14 protein-coding genes are annotated in these 16,331 nt (G+C 54.7%); 3 read left to right on the top strand and 11 right to left on the bottom strand.

Annotation, left to right across the window (positions count from 1 at the left end; translation table 11 throughout):
* From mraY to leuO, 11 genes are all read right to left on the bottom strand, one after another.
* Positions 1–1,083, bottom strand: a complete 1,083-nt coding sequence (gene mraY / locus AC007G_RS16315) for a phospho-N-acetylmuramoyl-pentapeptide-transferase (protein WP_004857865.1) — start codon at positions 1,081–1,083, stop codon at positions 1–3.
* Positions 1,077–2,435: a UDP-N-acetylmuramoyl-tripeptide--D-alanyl-D-alanine ligase gene (murF, locus tag AC007G_RS16320; protein WP_134935622.1), complete on the bottom strand. Its 1,359-nt coding sequence runs from the start codon at positions 2,433–2,435 to the stop codon at positions 1,077–1,079. Before murF ends, mraY begins: the two co-directional genes overlap by 7 nt.
* On the bottom strand, positions 2,432–3,919 hold the full coding sequence (gene murE, locus AC007G_RS16325) for a UDP-N-acetylmuramoyl-L-alanyl-D-glutamate--2,6-diaminopimelate ligase (protein ID WP_072000033.1): 1,488 nt from the start codon (positions 3,917–3,919) through the stop codon (positions 2,432–2,434). Before murE ends, murF begins: the two co-directional genes overlap by 4 nt.
* Positions 3,906–5,672: a peptidoglycan glycosyltransferase FtsI gene (locus AC007G_RS16330; protein ID WP_032689487.1), complete on the bottom strand. Its 1,767-nt coding sequence runs from the start codon at positions 5,670–5,672 to the stop codon at positions 3,906–3,908. Before AC007G_RS16330 ends, murE begins: the two co-directional genes overlap by 14 nt.
* A gap of 15 nt (positions 5,673–5,687) precedes the next feature.
* Positions 5,688–6,053, bottom strand: a complete 366-nt coding sequence (gene ftsL / locus AC007G_RS16335) for a cell division protein FtsL (RefSeq protein ID WP_004857854.1) — start codon at positions 6,051–6,053, stop codon at positions 5,688–5,690.
* Entirely contained in the window at positions 6,050–6,991 is a 942-nt protein-coding gene (rsmH, locus tag AC007G_RS16340; RefSeq protein ID WP_004857852.1) for a 16S rRNA (cytosine(1402)-N(4))-methyltransferase RsmH, read from the bottom strand. The genes ftsL and rsmH overlap by 4 nt, the downstream gene beginning before the upstream one ends.
* A gap of 1 nt (position 6,992) precedes the next feature.
* Positions 6,993–7,451 (bottom strand): division/cell wall cluster transcriptional repressor MraZ, encoded by a 459-nt coding sequence (mraZ, locus tag AC007G_RS16345; protein ID WP_004857850.1) that lies wholly within the window; start codon positions 7,449–7,451, stop codon positions 6,993–6,995.
* Positions 7,452–8,111: 660 nt separating this feature from the next.
* On the bottom strand, positions 8,112–9,116 hold the full coding sequence (gene cra, locus AC007G_RS16350; RefSeq protein WP_032689488.1) for a catabolite repressor/activator: 1,005 nt from the start codon (positions 9,114–9,116) through the stop codon (positions 8,112–8,114).
* Between the two features lie 180 nt (positions 9,117–9,296).
* Entirely contained in the window at positions 9,297–9,788 is a 492-nt protein-coding gene (gene ilvN, locus AC007G_RS16355) for an acetolactate synthase small subunit (RefSeq protein ID WP_004857843.1), read from the bottom strand.
* Between the two features lie 2 nt (positions 9,789–9,790).
* Positions 9,791–11,515 (bottom strand): acetolactate synthase 3 large subunit, encoded by a 1,725-nt coding sequence (gene ilvI, locus AC007G_RS16360; RefSeq protein ID WP_032689489.1) that lies wholly within the window; start codon positions 11,513–11,515, stop codon positions 9,791–9,793.
* Between the two features lie 394 nt (positions 11,516–11,909).
* A complete protein-coding gene (gene leuO, locus AC007G_RS16365) occupies positions 11,910–12,878 on the bottom strand; it encodes a transcriptional regulator LeuO (RefSeq protein ID WP_099002021.1) in 969 nt (322 codons plus the stop codon).
* Positions 12,879–13,483: 605 nt separating this feature from the next.
* Between leuO and leuL the strand changes: the two genes are divergently transcribed.
* The 3 genes from leuL (at position 13,484) to leuB (ending at position 16,329) form a co-directional block, all read left to right on the top strand.
* Positions 13,484–13,570 (top strand): leu operon leader peptide, encoded by an 87-nt coding sequence (gene leuL, locus AC007G_RS16370; protein ID WP_049267590.1) that lies wholly within the window; start codon positions 13,484–13,486, stop codon positions 13,568–13,570.
* A gap of 96 nt (positions 13,571–13,666) precedes the next feature.
* The gene (gene leuA / locus AC007G_RS16375) at positions 13,667–15,238 is read left to right on the top strand and encodes a 2-isopropylmalate synthase (protein WP_032697254.1); all 1,572 of its coding nucleotides are present in this window, start codon (positions 13,667–13,669) and stop codon (positions 15,236–15,238) included.
* Entirely contained in the window at positions 15,238–16,329 is a 1,092-nt protein-coding gene (leuB, locus tag AC007G_RS16380; RefSeq protein WP_032689491.1) for a 3-isopropylmalate dehydrogenase, read from the top strand. The genes leuA and leuB overlap by 1 nt, the downstream gene beginning before the upstream one ends.
* The last annotated feature ends 2 nt before the right edge of the window (positions 16,330–16,331 follow it).

Raw genomic sequence — 16,331 nt, forward strand, 5'->3', positions numbered from 1 at the left:
TTAACGTACCTTCAGCGTCGCCAGGCCAATCAGCACCAGCATCAGCGAAATAATCCAGAAGCGCACGATAACGCGCGGCTCCGGCCAGCCCTTCAGTTCATAGTGGTGGTGAATCGGCGCCATACGGAAGATGCGCTGACCGCGCAGCTTGAAGGAACCGACCTGCAAAATAACCGACAGAGTCTCCACCACGAATACGCCACCCATAATCACCAGCAGGAACTCCTGACGCAGCAGCACGGCAATGATGCCCAGCGCGCCGCCGAGGGCCAGGGAACCGACATCGCCCATAAAGACCTGTGCCGGATAGGTGTTGAACCACAGAAAACCGAGACCCGCGCCCACGATCGCCGTACAGACGATGACCAGTTCCCCGGCGTGACGCAGATAAGGGATATGCAGATAGTTGGCAAAGTTCATGTTGCCCGTTGCCCACGCCACCAGCGCGAAGCCCGCCGCCACAAATACGGTCGGCATAATCGCCAGGCCATCAAGACCATCGGTCAGGTTGACCGCATTGCCGGTACCGACAATCACGAAGTAGGCCAGCAGAATGTACAACAGCCCCAGCTGAGGCATGATGTCTTTAAAGAACGGTACAACCAGCTGGGTCGCTGGCGTATCTTTACCGGCCATATACAGCGCAAACGCAACGCCCAGCGCAATCACCGACATCCAGAAGTACTTCCAGCGGGCGATCAACCCTTTGGTGTCTTTACGCACGACCTTACGGTAGTCATCGACGAAACCGATGATGCCGTAGCCTATCAGCACGGTCAGAACACACCATACGTAGGGGTTGGACGGATAGGCCCACAGCAGGACAGAGACCACAATGGCGGTCAGGATCATGATCCCGCCCATGGTTGGGGTGCCTTTCTTGCTGAAGTGCGATTCCGGGCCGTCGCTACGTACGACCTGACCGAAGGAGAGTTTTTGCAGACGGGCGATCATGCGCGGGCCCATCCACAAAGAGATGAACAGCGCGGTCAGCAGGCTGACGATGGCGCGAAACGTCAGATAGGAAAAGACGTTAAAGCCGGAATAATATTTGACCAGATGTTCGGCCAGCCATACTAACATGTTCCATTCTCCTGTAATGCGCGTACTACCTCTTCCATGGCGGCACTACGTGAACCCTTCACTAAAATGGTGATGATCTTGTGTTCCGCCGTCAGCTCACGGAGCCGAGCCACCAGCGATGCTTTATCGCTGAGATGCTCGCCCACGCCGCTGGCGCGGCTAATCTCTGCACTCAGCACGCCGGTGCTGAGTACGCGGTCAAGCCCTGCCGCTTTTGCCGCTTCGCCAACCTGACGATGGCACGCTGCGCTTTCCGTACCCAGCTCGGCCATATCGCCGACGACCAGCACCCGGTAGCCCGGCATCTCGGACAACACCTGCACCGCGGCGGTCATTGAACCGACGTTGGCATTGTAGGAATCATCAAGCAGCAGCTGATTTTCGGCGAGCGTAATGGGGAACAGCCGTCCCGGCACCGCTTTCAGCTGCGCCAGACCGGCTTTCACCGCATTTAAGTCGGCGCCCACCGCCATAGCCAACGAGGCAGCCGCCAGCGCGTTAGCGATATTGTGGCGACCCGGCAGCGGCAGCAGAACATCCACGTTCCCCATCGGGGTTTGCAGCGTAAATTCTGTCCCGTGGCTGGTAACATGAACCTGGGTAGCCGCAAAATCGCTGTTGGCCGCATTCGGCGAGAAACGCCATACCTTGCGTGCGCCAATCACGCTTTGCCAGTTCAGCCAGTCGTTATTGTCCGCATTCAGGATGGCAATGCCGTTTTCCGGCAGGCCGGTAAAGATTTCGCCCTTCGCTTTCGCGACGCCCGCGAGGGAACCGAAGCCTTCAAGATGAGCGGCAGCGAGATTGTTGACCAGGGCGGCTTCCGGGCGCGTCAGGCTGACGGTCCAGGCAATTTCGCCCTGGTGGTTCGCCCCAAGCTCGATAACCGCATACTGGTGCTCTTTGGTCAGACGCAGCAGCGTCATCGGCACGCCGATATCGTTATTCAGGTTGCCGGCGGTATAGAGCGTATTGCCGCACTGGCCGAGAATCGCTGCGGTCATCTCTTTGACCGAGGTTTTCCCGGAAGAACCGGTCAGCGCCACAACGCGGGTCGGCACCTGTTGGCGAACCCACGCCGCCAGCTCGCCAAAGGCCAGGCGGGTATCTTTCACCACTACCTGAGGTAAATCACACTCCAGCTGACGGCTGACCAGCAGCGCGCCGGCGCCGGCTTGTTTCGCCTGCTCCGCGAAATCGTGAGCATCAAAACGCTCACCCTTTAAGGCAACGAACAGGCAGCCTGCCGTGATCTTACGGGTATCCGACGTGACCTCATCGATGGCCAGATCGCGACCCTGCAGTTCGCCACGCGTCACGTCGGCGAGCTGGCTTAACATCAAGCGAATCATGCTACCGCTCCCAGCAGACGGGCGACGGTGACGCGATCGGAGTAGTCAAGACGGCGATTGCCAACAATCTGGTAATCCTCGTGACCTTTGCCCGCGACCAGTACGACATCCCCCTCGGCAGCCTGCATCACGGCGTTCGTCACCGCTTCAGCCCGGCCTTCTTTGACCTTCGCATGTCCGGCATCAACCATACCAGCGAGGATATCGTTGATGATGGCGCGCGGTTCTTCGGTACGCGGGTTGTCATCGGTCACGACAACAATATCGGCAAATTCTTCGGCGATGGCGCCCATCAGCGGGCGTTTGCCCTTATCGCGGTCACCGCCGCAGCCGAAGACGCACCACAGCTTGCCGTTACAATGCAGACGTGCCGCCTGTAGCGCTTTTTCCAGCGCATCCGGAGTATGGGCGTAATCCACCACCACGGTCGGTTTGCCCGGCGCGCTGAACACTTCCATACGGCCGCAGACCGGCTGCAGTCGAGCCGCGGTTTTCAGCAGCTCAGCCAGCGGATAGCCCAGCGCCAGCAGTGTGGCTAGCGCCAGCAGCAGGTTGCTGACGTTAAAGGCGCCCATCAGACGGCTTTCAACTTCGCCCTTGCCCCAGCTGGAATCAAACTGAATGGTTGCCCCGCTATCGTGGTAGTTCACCGCCGTAGCCTTCAGCCAGCGGCCGTGACAGTTCGGGTTAATGTGATCTTCCATCGAGACGGCAACCGCGTCCGGCAGCTTCGCCAGCCAGCGGCGGCCCACTTCATCATCGGCGTTGACGATAGCCTGTCCGCAATGATGGGTGGAATAAAGCAGCCATTTTGCCGCTTCGTAATGTTCCATATCACCGTGATAATCCAGGTGATCGCGGCTCAGGTTAGTAAAGACCGAGGCGGCAAATTGCAGCGCCGCTACGCGGTGCTGAACCAGACCGTGGGAAGAGACTTCCATGGCCGCGAAGGTAGCGCCCTGCCCTGCCAGGCCAGAAAGCACGTGCTGGACATCGACTGCAGAACCGGTGGTATTTTCCGTCGGAATAACCTTGTCCAGCAGACCGTTGCCGACCGTTCCCATCACCGCACTGGTTTCACCAAGCAAGTTGGCCCACTGCGCCAGCAGTTGCGTGGTCGTGGTTTTACCGTTGGTACCGGTGACGCCAATCAGGCGCATTTGCCCGGAAGGCTGATGGTAAAAACGCCCGGCCAGCGCGGATAAGCGCTCGTTGAGCTGGCTGAGATAAATGACCGGCACGCCGTGCATTTCACGGATTTCGCCGTCAGCAGCCTCATCTTTGGCCTCTGCAATAATGGCAGCAACACCTTGCGCTATCGCCTGCGGGATATAACGACGCCCGTCCGCCTGATGACCTAATACCGCGACAAAGAGATCGCCGGAAGCAGCCACCCGGCTGTCCAGCGTCATCTCTCGCAGAATTCGCTCCGGCGCATTTGGCACCCACGGAGCGAGAAGGTCGCGCAAATTACGATCTGCCACCTGTTCCCTCGCCTTGATTAATCACAAATTCACTTTTTTCGCCCGTTGCCAACGCATCCGGCTCGATGTTCATGGTGCGCAGTACGCCGCCCATGATGGCACCGAAGACCGGCGCGGAAACGGCGCCGCCGTAGTATTTACCCGCCTGCGGGTCGTTGATCACCACCACCAGCGCAAAACGCGGGTGGCTGGCGGGCGCAACGCCTGCGGTGTAAGCAATATATTTGTTGATGTAGCGGCCATCTGGCCCCACTTTCTTCGCCGTACCGGTTTTGATCGCAATGCGGTAGCCTTTAATGGCCGCCTTCACGCCGCCACCGCCGGGCAGCGCCACGCTTTCCATCATATGCACGACGGTACGAACGAGAGGTTCCGGGAACACGCGCTCACCGGGAACCGGTGGATCAACTTTGGTAATCGACAGCGGACGATAGATGCCATAGCTGCCGATCGTGGCATAGACTCGCGCTAACTGTAACGGCGTTACCATTAGCCCATAGCCGAAAGAAAAGGTGGCCCTCTCTATGTCAGACCACCGTTGTTTTTGAGGATATAAGCCACTGCGTTCTCCGACCAACCCCAAATTGGTCGCTTTTCCCAGCCCAAAACGTGAGTAAGTATCTACTAACGCTGAGGACGGCATCGCTAACGCCAGTTTGGAGACACCGACGTTACTCGACTTCTGTAATACCCCGGTCAGGGTCAATTCGCTATAGCGCGCCACGTCTTTGATCTCGTGGCCGTTAATACGGTAAGGAATGGTATTCAGCACGGTATTTTCGTTCACAATGCCGCGCTGCAGCGCCGTCATCACCACCATTGGTTTGACCGTCGAACCCGGTTCAAACACGTCGGTGATGGCGCGGTTACGCATGATGTCTTTCGCCGTACCGGAGAAATTATTCGGGTTATAGGAAGGGCTGTTCGCCATCGCCAGCACTTCGCCAGTGCTGACATCGACCAGGACCGCACTCCCCGATTCCGCTTTGTTAAACGCCACGGCATTATTCAGTTCGCGGTAAACCAACGCCTGCAGGCGTTCATCGATACTCAACGCCAGATTGTGCGCGGCCTGGCTGTCGGTAGAGGAGATATCTTCAATAACGCGGCCATAGCGGTCTTTACGCACGATACGTTCGCCGGGTTGACCGGTCAGCCATTTATCAAAGCTCTTCTCGACCCCTTCAATCCCCTGGCTATCCACGTTAGTGAAGCCAATGAGGTGAGCGGTAACTTCACCTGACGGGTAGTAACGGCGCGACTCTTCGCGCATGTGTATCCCTGGCAGCTTCAGCTTCTTGATGTAATCCGCCATATCAGGGTTGACCTGACGCGCCAGATAGATAAAACGCATTCTCGGGTTGGTGTTGATGCGCGATGCCAGCTGATCCAGCGGCATGTTTAACGCATCGGCCAATGCCTTCCAGCGGTTATCGAGGGTCACACCGCCGGCATCATGCAGCTCTTTCGGGTCCGCCCAGATAGCCTTCACCGGCACACTCACCGCCAGCGGGCGGCCGGAGCGGTCAGTAATCATTCCGCGGGCGGTGGAGACTTCCTGCACGCGTAAAGAACGCATATCACCCTGACGAACCAGCATGTCCGGGCTGATCACCTGTAGCCAGGCCACGCGGCCCAGCAGGAAACACAGCGCGATTAAAATACACCCGCACAGCAACGCAAAACGCCAGCTAATAAAGCTGGCCTGTTCTTCCTGACGTTTTGGTTTTAGCGTTTTCGGCGCTGCTTTCATGCGTCGCAATAATCCTTATTTTTGTACAACGATATTTTCTTGTGATGGATCGACGTGTTGCATCTGCAACTTCTCGGTCGCGATCCGCTCAACCCGACTATGATCGCCGAGCGCGTTCTCTTCGAGGATCAGGTTTCGCCATTCAATATCCAGCGCGTCACGTTCCAGAACCAGTTGTTCACGCTGCGCGGTTAACAGACGGGTATGGTGAGCCGTCGTCACCACGGTAATCGCCGTAATGATGATGCAAATGAACAGGCAGAGTGGCAGCTTCCCAAACCGCAGAAGATCGTCCCCGATGACGCCAGGCAAGGCATGGCGCTCGTTGCTTCCTAACGATCCTTTAACTTTGCTTAAGGCTTCTGTCACTCTGCCGATCATGCGTTCGTCCTCTCTGCAATGCGCAGAACTGAACTACGGGCCCGTGGATTCTCTGCCACCTCTTCTTCGCCCGGCATCAACTTGCCTAGTGCTCGCAACTCACGGCCACCCAGTTTTTTGAGCTGCTCTTCGGTCATCGGTAACCCGGCCGGAACCTGCGGACCGCGGCTTTGCTCACGCATGAAGCGCTTCACAATACGGTCTTCCAGCGAGTGGAAACTGATGATCGAAAGCCGCCCGCCCGGGGCCAGCACGCTGAGCGAGCTTTTTAGCGCCTGCTCTATCTCCTCCAGTTCACTGTTCACCCAGATGCGCACCGCCTGGAAGGTACGGGTCGCGGGATGTTTGAATTTGTCCTTCACCGGCGTCGCCGCCGTCACCACTTCCGCCAGCTCTTTCGTGCGGGTCATGGGCTCAATACGGTTACGCTCGACGATGGCGCGCGCAATACGCTTACCGAAGCGCTCTTCGCCGAAGGTTTTAATCACCCAGGCGATATCCGCTTCGTCCGCCGTCTGAAGCCACTCGGCGGCAGACTGGCCGCGTGTGGGGTCCATACGCATATCCAGCGGACCATCGCGCATAAACGAGAAGCCACGCTCTGCGTCATCAAGCTGAGGTGAAGAGACACCAAGATCGAGAAGAATACCGTCGATCTTGCCAGTTAGTCCGCGCTCACTAACATAATCAGCCAGCGCAGAGAAAGGTCCATGTACGATGGAAAAGCGAGGGTCATCGATGGTCTTCGCCACGGCGATAGCCTGCGGATCGCGATCGATAGCCAGCAAGCGTCCTTCCGCTCCCAGTTGGGAAAGGATCAGGCGCGAGTGTCCACCGCGACCAAAGGTCCCATCAATGTAGATACCATCCGGACGAATATTCAGGCCGTTAACCGCTTCATCCAGAAGTACCGTAGTGTGTTTAAAATTTTCCATCATGTTATAGAGACAAATCCTGCAGACGCTCCGACAACGCGTCGGTAGACGACTGCTCAGCGTCGATATCTTCCTTGACCCGTTGATACCAGGTCGTTTCATCCCACAGTTCAAACTTATTGAACTGTCCGACCAGCATCACTTCTTTTGTCAGCCCGGCATGCTGCCGTAACACCGGCGCAATCAGGAGACGCCCGGCATTATCCATCTGACATTCGCTGGCATGACCCAAAAGCAGACGCTGGACGCGCCGCTCAACGGGATTCATGCTCGATAAACGCGACAATTTTTGCTCGATGATTTCCCATTCAGGCAAGGGGTAAAGCAGCAGGCACGGGTGATGAATGTCAATGGTACAAACCAGTTGACCGGAAGCGTCTTCGATCAGCCCGTCGCGGTAACGCGTCGGTACGGCCAGACGGCCTTTGCTGTCGAGATTGACTAACGTTGCCCCACGGAACATGCCAGCCTCACCCCTTTTCGCCACTTTAACCCACAAATTCCCACCAGAAGGAGTTTACGGAGCGGAGGAAAAGCTTGTCAAGCCAGCACGAATACCAACGAAGCTCAAAAACCCATTATTTGCAGCCGATATTAGGCCTGATGAAATAATCATCAACAAACGAGGCAAATTAACGCTATGAATACGTGTAAGAAAACAACCAACAAATTCGTAACAGTTAAAAGCAACAAAATATCTTCGGTGGGAAAATATAAAGTGTCAGTTTGCGACGCGAGCGGCATTTTAGGCGATTATGATGTCCGTTAACAGTGCCTGTTATCGTCAGAGAAGCACTCTTGTCGCGGGGTGCAGGGAGATGGCCGGGTGATGAGCCGTAAAATGAGTGTTAATTCAGCGATTAACTTAATGAATGTAACAAAATAATACAAATAAAGACTGATTTAACTTTTTTTATAGCTAACGGGCGCCGGAAAGCGGCGACTCCAGAATAAAACAAAATAATGCGTAAAGAAGTTTAGGGATTTGTCTGAAAGCGATTCAAATTTACTTTTTTATGGTAATTTGTACGGATTATCGCCAGACGACTTTCGTCTGGCGAGTCGTGCCACTCTTTTCCGGCTTTTCAACACACGCCGATGCGGCGATCGAAAACCTGGCGCATCAGCGACGGTTCAAACTTCCCCGGCGATACAAATTACGACGGATACGGCTTAACCCCGGTTTTGGCTTACGCGGCTCATCAAGGCTGGCGAGGACAATTTCCAGCACGCGTTCCGCCACATCGCGGTGGCGCTGGGCCACGGCCAGTACCGGACACTGCAGGAAATCGAGCAGCTCATTGTCGCCGAAGGTCGCAATAGCCAGTTCGGACGGCAGCTTCCCTTCCCGACGCAGCGTCACATCCATCACCCCCTGCAACAGCGGAAATGAGGTTGTGAACAGCGCCTGCGGCATTGGATGCGTTTCCAGCCATTTCTCAAACAGCTGCCCTGCCGCTTCGCGTTCAAAGCTGTTGGCGTACAGATACTGCACTTCACGCGGATCGTCATGCCACGCGGTACGGAAGCCCTGTTCACGCAGGAAACTGACCGACAGCTCCGGTAGCGCGCCAAGATACAGGACATTTTCCCCCGGGAATTTGCGCAGTTCGGCGGCCAGCATTTCGGCATCATCCTGATCGGCGCCAACAACGCTGGTGAAGTGCTCGCGATCGAGCGCGCGATCCAGGGCGACAATCGGGAAAGGATCGTTGGCCCAGCGCTGATAGAACGGGTGCTCAGGAGGTAATGACGTCGAGACGATAATGGCATCCACCTGGCGCTGTAGCAGATGCTCAATGCAGCGCATCTCGTTGTCAGGCTGATCTTCCGAACAGGCGATCAGCAGCTGATAGCCGCGCTGGCGCGCCTGACGCTCAAGATAGTTAGCAATACGGGTATAGCTGGTATTTTCCAGATCGGGAATCACCAGACCAATAGAACGCGTGCGTCCTGCACGCAAGCCGGCAGCGACCGCATTCGGATGGTAGTTGTGCTCACGAACGACGGCCATCACCTTTTCGACCGTTTTGTCGCTGACGCGGTACTGTTTCGCTTTACCGTTAATCACATAGCTAGCGGTGGTACGCGAGACACCGGCCAGCCGGGCGATTTCATCCAGTTTCACAATTGCCCCTTGGGTAATGAGTACAGAACATAACCTTTCTTCAGCTATGGATTCATTTTCATAACATCTAAACGCAGAATAGTTAGCGCAGCAACCGGTTTTGTCTACAGTTCCCACCGATTTCGCAAAAAAATAACCCGACAGATTGTGTCGGGCTATTTTTACGTCAGTTTCAGGGACTCAGCGCATGATTTTATCGCCGCGCGAGAGTCCTACCACACCGGAGCGTGCCACTTCGACAATCCGCGCAACGTCGCGTAACGAAGCAATAAAGGCGTCCAGTTTATCGCTGGTCCCGACCAGCTGGACGGTATACAGTGACGGCGTGACATCGATGATTTGCCCGCGGAAAATCTCCGTATTGCGCTTCACCTCTTCACGACCAAAACCGCTCGCCTGGACTTTCACCAGCATGATTTCACGCTCAACGTGCGAATTCTGCCCCAGCTCGCTGACACGCAGGACATCCACCAGCTTGTGCAGCTGTTTTTCAATTTGCTCGATCGCTTTCTCATCGCCAACGGTCTGGATAGTCATTCTCGAAAGCGTCGGATCGTCGGTGGGGGCCACCGTCAGGCTTTCAATGTTATACCCGCGCTGGGCGAAAAGGCCGATGACGCGTGATAAGGCGCCTGATTCGTTTTCCAGTAATACAGATAATATCCGGCGCATAATCAGGTTCTCTCCGTTTTGCTCAACCACATCTCATCCATGCCGCCGCCGCGGATCTGCATGGGATACACATGCTCGCTGCCGTCCACCGTCACATCAACGAACACCAGACGATGATTACGCACCTGTTCCAGCGCTTCGGCCAGCTTAGACTCCAGCTCCTGCGGTTCGCTGATGCGAATCCCTACGTGCCCATAGGCTTCCGCAAGCCGGACGAAATCCGGTAGCGACTCCATATAAGATTGTGAATGGCGACCGGAATAGATCATATCCTGCCACTGCTTCACCATCCCGAGGTAGCGGTTGTTCAGATTCAACACCAGCACCGGCAGCTCATACTGCAGCGCAGTGGAAAGCTCCTGAATATTCATCTGGATACTGCCATCGCCGGTCACGCAAACGACCGTTTCTTCCGGCAAGGCCATCTTCACGCCGAGAGCAGCAGGCAAACCGAAGCCCATCGTGCCGAGACCACCTGAGTTAATCCAACGTCTTGGCTTGTCGAAAGGATAGTAAAGGGCGGCAAACATCTGGTGCTGACCCACATCGGAGGTGACGTAGGCATCGCCGTTGGTCAGGCGCCAGATAGTCTCGATGACGGCCTGCGGTTTGATCTTGCCGCTTTGCGTATCGTATTGCAGGCAGTGGCGCGCGCGCCACTGCTCGATCTGCTGCCACCAGTCGCGGATCTCATCCAGCGGCTGCTGCGCTTCTTCCTGCTCCAGCAGTTCAAGCATTTGATCCAGTACCTGACGCGCATCGCCGACGATCGGCACATCCGCCGGCACCGTTTTCGAAATAGAGGTCGGATCGATATCGATATGCAGCACCGTCGCATTCGGGCAGTACTTCGCCAGATTGTTGGTTGTGCGATCGTCAAAACGCACGCCGACGGCAAAGATGACATCGGAGTGATGCATCGTCATGTTGGCTTCATACGTCCCATGCATCCCCAGCATACCTAACGCCTGGGAATGGGTGGCCGGAAACGCACCGAGCCCCATCAGCGATGACGCAACCGGCAGATTCAGTTTTTCTACCAGGGTGCGCAGCTGTTCTTCACATCCAGCGTTAATCGCCCCGCCGCCGACGTAGACCACCGGATGTTTTGCCGCTACCAGCGTCTGCAGAGCGCGTTTAATTTGCCCTTTATGACCACTGGTCGTCGGATTGTAAGAACGCATGCTGACGGTATCCGGCCACGCGTACGGCAACTTGTTCGCCGGATTAAGGATATCTTTTGGTAAATCAACAACCACCGGACCCGGACGCCCGCTGGCAGCCAGCCAGAACGCTTTTTTCAGCACGCCGGGAATATCTTCCGTCTGCTTGACCAGAAAACTGTGTTTCACCACCGGCCGGGAGATGCCGACCATATCGCACTCCTGGAAGGCGTCATAACCAATCAGGGAAGTCGCGACCTGCCCGGAGAGAATCACCAGCGGAACAGAATCCATGTATGCCGTTGCAATACCGGTAATGGCATTGGTCGCGCCCGGACCCGAAGTCACCAGCACAACCCCTACTTCCCCGGTCGCTCGGGCAAGGCCGTCCGCCATATGCACCGCCGCCTGCTCGTGGCGCACCAGAATATGGTCGATACCCCCCAGGGTATGTAATGCATCATAGATATCGAGGACCGCGCCTCCGGGGTAACCGAATACTTGCTTGACGCCCTGATCGACAAGCGATTGGACGACCATCTCGGCTCCTGACAACATCTCCATGGTTTGCCTCCAGGCTTATTGTTTCTAACGACAGCAGAATTCAATTTCCGCGCGTTCGCACAATGCCAGGAATCGGCTCCTGGCCATTGAGGTGAATGGACTGCGTGCTCTTACCATAACTGCTCGCCAACGGGCAGGCAATTAGCGACCTCAGGCGTATGTGAGCCACCAAAAGAATAAAAGATAAGAATTTGATATGAAACGTGGTTGAAAGCTTCATAAATAAGATGCGAGCGCTGAAATTACTCGGACAAATTGTCTGATGACAGAAATTCATCCATTTTTCACTTGCTGCACGCGCAGGCGGAGAGCGGCAAACAGGATAAAATTCTATATTTTGTGGTTTTGATCACATAAAGCGAGAGCGACCGCTCCCGCTCAGGCACAGCTATATTTAGCGCTGGCAAATTCGCACCAGCAGATCTTGCATCCACTGATGACCTTTATCTCTTCCGGCAGCCTCATGCCAGGAAAGAAAACAGGTACGGTTATTCACTTTTAGCGATAGTGGCAATAATTGCAGGTTCAGCTTTTCTGCATACTCACTCGCCAGCCAGCGCGGGGCAATGGCCACCATATGGGTTTGTGATACCACATTAAGTACGCTGACCATCGCATTCCCTTGATACGCAATTTGCGTCTGCTTATTGACAGAGCTGTACCAGGGCAGGCTAAACGAAGCATAGCGATCCAAAGCCACAACCGCATGTTCTTCGCGATAAATATCTGCTTCCGTTACCGGTCCGGAAATACGCGGGTGTTTACAGCTGGCGACTAATATCATTTCATCTTTAAACAACGGCACACAGGCAAACTCGGGGCGGCGAAACTCCTCATAGCCAACCACAAACTCTATTTCCTGATAACGTAATTGATGTTCGGTGTTTTGATTAAGTGATGCTTTAAAAATTAAATGAATATTCGGTGCAACTTCGTTAACTTTGTTAAATATAACCGAAGTAAGATAGTTATCTAACGGGCTACAAATGCATAGATTAAAAACGCGCTCGCTGCTTATCGGTTCAAAATCGGACCCCGGTAACTCATTTTGCACCAGCTGCAGCGCCTGGCGTATTGAGCCAAATAGCTGAAATGCACGCGCCGTCGGCTGGATCCCCCGCCCATAACGCACGAACAGCTCATCGTTAAACATCACTTTCAATCGTGCTACGGCATTGCTCACCGCGGGCTGAGACATCCCCAGCGAATGCGCCGCCCGCGTAATATTTTGTTCCTGCATTACCGCATCAAAAACGGTAAGCAGATTAAGATCGACCGTTCTAAGCTGAGGTTTGGTGACCTCCTCACCGGAGGGGAGTGTCCTCTCAGAGTTTTCAATTATCATATCCAGCTCCACCATCACGTTTAATTCCCTTTTAAAAATGCGGCAATCAATAGAGGAAATATCATTTACCATACATATGTCATTTACAAAAGAGCAGGCGCGCATTTTAGGAATTTATCAAAATTATAAGTGAAGCCAGATCCGCTAAATTATCGGGAAAATTCCTAACTCACTTAAACCCTATCCGTTACTTGATAATGTAAAGTGTACCCATAATTAGCAAAAACAAACAATACCCACCGCAATTAACTTTAATTTAAGTATGATTAACACATTATTTCGCCGTCTGTTTTAAATGAATACTCTGTTATCATTGATGATTCACATGCTCTCAAGACAAAATGTTCATAAAATCAATAAATCTGGCGACTTCATTTCGATATACACTCCCACTTATTCACGTTTTTCCCCTCCCGGATGAAACAGAATAGCGGTGGCCCGTTTACTTTCATTCCTGACAACTTCACCTCCTGATACTATCGTCGGCAAAAATGCGCGATCGCCAGCACAATTAGCTAATACCTCCCGACAGCAAACAGGTGTTTTTCTTTATCAGGGGTTGACATCAAAACGCGTATCCAGTAACTCTAAAAGCATATCGATTTCATCTGGAGCATGACGCAATGATTCGCACCACTCGTTTCACCGGCCTACTACTACTAAACGCATCCACTATGCGCGGTAGGCTGTTGGGCGACGTTCAGCGTTAAGTCATCTTCCAGCAAGACTATAAAACCCGCGCCATTGCGCGGGTTTTTTTATGCTCGTCAGCAAGGCGCCCAGGACACCGATTAAGGATCTAAACCATGAGCCAGCAAGTCATTATTTTCGATACGACCTTACGTGACGGGGAGCAAGCGTTACAGGCCAGCCTGAGCGTGAAAGAGAAGCTGCAGATTGCGATGGCCCTGGAGCGGATGGGCGTTGATGTGATGGAAGTCGGCTTCCCGGTCTCATCTCCTGGCGACTTCGAGTCCGTACAAACCATCGCGCGTACCATCAAAAACAGCCGCGTCTGCGCCCTGGCCCGCTGCGTCGAGAAAGACATTGATGTGGCGGCAGAATCCTTAAAAGTCGCTGAAGCGTTCCGCATTCACACTTTTATCGCCACCTCGCCGATGCACATCGCTACCAAGCTGCGTAGCACCCTGGATGAGGTCATCGAGCGCGCAATCTATATGATTAAACGCGCACGAAATTATACCGACGACGTCGAATTCTCCTGTGAAGATGCGGGCCGTACGCCGATCGCCGATCTGGCGCGCGTGGTAGAAGCCGCCATCAACGCCGGCGCCACGACGATTAATATCCCGGACACCGTCGGCTACACCATGCCGTTCGAGTTCTCTAACATCATTACCGGCCTGTACGATCGCGTCCCTAATATCGACAAAGCCATCATCTCCGTGCACACCCATGACGACTTAGGTCTGGCCGTCGGCAACGCCATCGCTGCAGTCCACGCCGGCGCGCGTCAGGTCGAAGGCGCCATGAACGGCATCGGTGAGCGCGCGGGCAACTGTTCGCTGGAAGAAGTGATTATGGCCATCAAGGTGCGCAAAGACATTATGAATGTCCGCACCGGCATTAATCACAATGAAATCTGGCGTACCAGCCAGACGGTCAGCCAGATTTGCAACATGCCGATCCCGGCGAACAAAGCCATCGTCGGCACCGGCGCCTTCGCCCACTCCTCCGGTATCCACCAGGACGGCGTGCTGAAGAACCGCGAAAACTACGAAATCATGACCCCGGAATCCATCGGTCTGAATCAGGTGCAGCTGAACCTGACTTCCCGCTCCGGCCGTGCGGCAGTGAAACACCGTATGGAAGAGATGGGCTACAAAGATACCGACTACAACATGGATCACCTCTACGACGCATTCCTGAAGCTGGCAGACAAAAAAGGCCAGGTCTTTGATTACGATCTGGAAGCGCTGGCGTTCATCAACAAACAGCAGGAAGAGCCGGAGCATTTCCGTCTGGATTACTTCAGCGTGCAGTCAGGCTCCAGCGATATCGCCACGGCCTCGGTAAAACTGGTCTGCGGTGAAGAGACCAAAGCGGAAGCCGCTAACGGCAACGGTCCGGTCGACGCTATTTATCAGGCAATCAACCGTATCACCGGCTATGACGTTGAGCTGGTCAAATATGACCTGAACGCCAAAGGTCAGGGCAAAGACGCGCTGGGTCAGGTAGATATCGTCGTGACCTACAACGGTCGTCGCTTCCACGGCGTTGGTCTGGCGACGGATATCGTTGAATCCTCCGCGAAAGCCATGGTTCACGTGCTGAACAATATCTGGCGCGCAGCAGAAGTCGAAAAAGAATTGCAACGCAAAGCTCAAAATAACGAGAACAAGAAGGAAACCGTGTAATGTCGAAGAATTACCATATTGCTGTTTTGCCAGGTGATGGCATTGGCCCGGAAGTCATGAACCAGGCGATGAAAGTACTGGAAGCCGTTCGTCACCGTTTTGATATGCGCATTACTACCAGTCAGTATGACGTCGGCGGCATCGCTATCGACCGTCAGGGCACCCCGCTGCCGCAGGCAACCGTAGAAGGCTGTGAGCAGGCCGATGCGATTCTGTTCGGCTCCGTAGGCGGCCCGAAATGGGAACATCTGCCGCCGGCCGGTCAGCCGGAGCGCGGCGCGCTGCTGCCGTTGCGTAAACATTTCAAACTGTTCAGCAACCTGCGTCCGGCGAAGCTGTACCAGGGGCTGGAAGAGTTTTGCCCGCTGCGCGCGGATATCGCGGCAAACGGCTTCGACATTCTGTGCGTCCGCGAATTAACCGGCGGCATCTACTTCGGCCAGCCGAAAGGCCGCGAAGGCAGCGGTCAACACGAAAAAGCGTTTGATACCGAGGTCTATCATCGCTTTGAAATCGAGCGCATCGCGCATATCGCGTTTCAGTCCGCGCGCAAACGTCGTAATAAAGTGACTTCTATCGATAAAGCGAACGTTCTGCAGTCATCCATTCTGTGGCGCGAAGTAGTCAGCGAAGTCGCCAAAGAATACCCGGACGTTGAGCTGGCGCATATGTACATCGACAACGCCACCATGCAGCTGATTAAAGACCCGTCCCAGTTCGACGTTCTGCTGTGCTCCAACCTGTTCGGCGACATCCTGTCTGACGAATGCGCCATGATCACGGGTTCAATGGGCATGCTGCCGTCGGCCAGCCTCAATGAACAAGGTTTTGGTCTGTATGAACCGGCAGGTGGCTCAGCCCCGGATATCGCTGGTAAAAATATCGCTAACCCTATCGCGCAGATCCTCTCTCTGGCGCTGCTGCTGCGCTACAGCCTGGATGCCGATAACGCGGCAACCGCGATTGAAAATGCGATCAACCGTGCATTAGAAGAAGGCGTGCGTACCGGCGATTTAGCGCGGGGAACGGCAGCGGTCAGTACCGATGAAATGGGCGATATCATTGCCCGCTATGTCGCTGAAGGGGTGTAATC

It is taken from the genome of Klebsiella sp. CSG-1 (assembly GCF_056521145.1).